This window comes from Burkholderia sp. Tr-862 (genome assembly GCF_011753085.1).
Taxonomy (GTDB): domain Bacteria; phylum Pseudomonadota; class Gammaproteobacteria; order Burkholderiales; family Burkholderiaceae; genus Burkholderia; species Burkholderia ambifaria.
This window is the reverse complement of the sequence record NZ_VWWG01000360.1, coordinates 1-1,764: the sequence shown is the minus strand read 5'-3', so window position 1 is coordinate 1,764 and position 1,764 is coordinate 1. Positions and strand designations below refer to the sequence as shown.

The 1,764-nt window shown below is 66.7% G+C and carries 2 protein-coding genes; one reads left to right on the top strand and one right to left on the bottom strand.

Translation table 11 applies throughout. The features are described from left to right. Window positions 1–673: DUF2589 domain-containing protein (locus F3J14_RS34840; protein WP_211080434.1), on the bottom strand; the 673-nt coding region annotated here is incomplete at its 3' end. Between the two features lie 281 nt (window positions 674–954). On the opposite strand from F3J14_RS34840, the gene F3J14_RS34835 reads away from it, so the two are divergent. Further along, window positions 955–1,638, top strand: coding sequence for a response regulator transcription factor (locus F3J14_RS34835; protein ID WP_166726744.1), 684 nt, complete (start codon window positions 955–957; stop codon window positions 1,636–1,638). Window positions 1,639–1,764: the final 126 nt, after the last annotated feature.

The window sequence follows — 1,764 nt, the reverse complement described above, 5'->3', positions numbered from 1 at the left end:
GGGCATCCGCACCGGCGGCGGCCGGCGCGGCCGCGCTACCGCCGGATCCGGACGCGTCGCCGACCAGCTTGCCGTCGGTCGGCGTCGCCGGCAGCGGCTTCACGTCCTTCGCGTTGCCTTCGGTGACCACCGGCTTGGTCGCGGCTTCGGTCAGGAAGTCGATCACGCGCATCAGCGCTTCGGGCGGCGACTGGCGCTTCACCTGCGTATGGATCGAGTATTTCGCGCGCGTGTCGGTGCTGCGCGTCTGCTCTGCCTTGTGCGACACGCGCCCCGACACGCTCACGCTGATCGGCCCCCAGCCGAACTTCGCCTGGAATTCGCCGCCGGCCTCGGTCGACGACGACGACTTCTCCGACTGCGTGATCTCCATCTCGAAGTCGATCGTGCCTTCCTCGATCGCGATGATCGGGTGGACGATCGCCGCGAGCAGCGGGATGCGCATGGTCTTCTGCACGACGCCTTTCGACACGCCGCTTTCGTCCACCAGCGTCTCGTCGTAGTCGAACTGGACGGCCACGGCCTTGCCGCCCTGGATGCAGACCTGCATCAGGAAATCCGCGTAGCTCTTCGCGGCCTGCGTCTGCGCGCTGATCATCGCTTTTAACGGGCCGGCGATCATTTGGTCCATGGGTAAAGCGTTAATGACTGAGCCGATGAAATTCGCGTCCATGAATAAACTCCTCTTCGTGTCGAAGACAACGGAAATTCGCTGTCGTTATTCACGTTAGGAAATTAAAAACGGTTACCCAATATGACGTCCGTCACGGCCGGCGGCCCGGGCCGGCCCGCGACGGGCATCGGCGCGCGTGGCGGGGCCCGGCGCGGACGAATTAGGCCATTCGTCACGGAGCGACGGGCCTAGTGCGCGGTGCGTGAAACAGCGGTAAAAAAACGCCGGGTAGGGAAGTAAAAAAAACAAACCGAGCAGCCCGATTTCGAGGAAACCGCGCAATGAACGTTCTAATGATCGATAGCCCGCCGTTATTCGTCGCGGGTGTGGCGGACGTACTGTGTAAACGCGATGTCAACTGGCATGTGTGGTCGGCTCGCTGTCCGGAGGACGTCTTGCGCCTGCGCGATGCGTTGCTACCCGAGACGGTGGAGGCAATCACGATCGAATGCGACGAGCACGCCGCGCGGCCGAGCTGGCCGAACGTGCTGCACGAGACGTTCGCCGGCGCGCCGTGGCTGTGCGTGGCGACGGCCGTGTGCCGCCGCACCATTGCCGATGCGCTGCTGGCGGGGGCGGCCGGCATCATCGACCGGCACGCGAGCGCCGACGAGTTCGCGGATGCGCTCGGCCGGGTGGCGGCCGGTGCGATCTACGTGCCGCCGAACGACGGCGGCGCGACGCAGGCGCGCCCGGGCGGCCAGCCAGCCGGCGACGATCGCGCGTTCGAGCGCCTCACGCCGCGTCAGCGCGACGTGCTGCGCCTGTTGGCCGAAGGCAAGTCGAACAAGCAGATCTGCCGCGTGCTGAACGTCGCTGAAGGCACGATCAAGAACCACCTGTATGCGCTGTTTCGCCAGATCGGCGTGAGCAACCGGACCGAGGCCGCATTGTGGCTCGCACGCCACGTGTCGTCCGATTCAGCCGGCTTCCCGTTTGCGCCGGCCTGCCATGCGCCCGGCTGATGCGTGTGACGGGCGCACCGGCCGGGCCGGCGCGCGAGTTCGGCGTCGCGCTATTGCCGGGGCGCGTCGGGCGGGAGCGGATCGTCCGTGGCCGACGGGACGGGATGGGCCGCGAGCATCGCGCGA

What these genes read in the sequence shown, in the direction of transcription:
- F3J14_RS34835 (WP_166726744.1), top strand. Translation starts at nt 955, where the DNA reads ATGAACGTTCTAATGATCGATAGCCCGCCGTTATTCGTCGCGGGTGTG.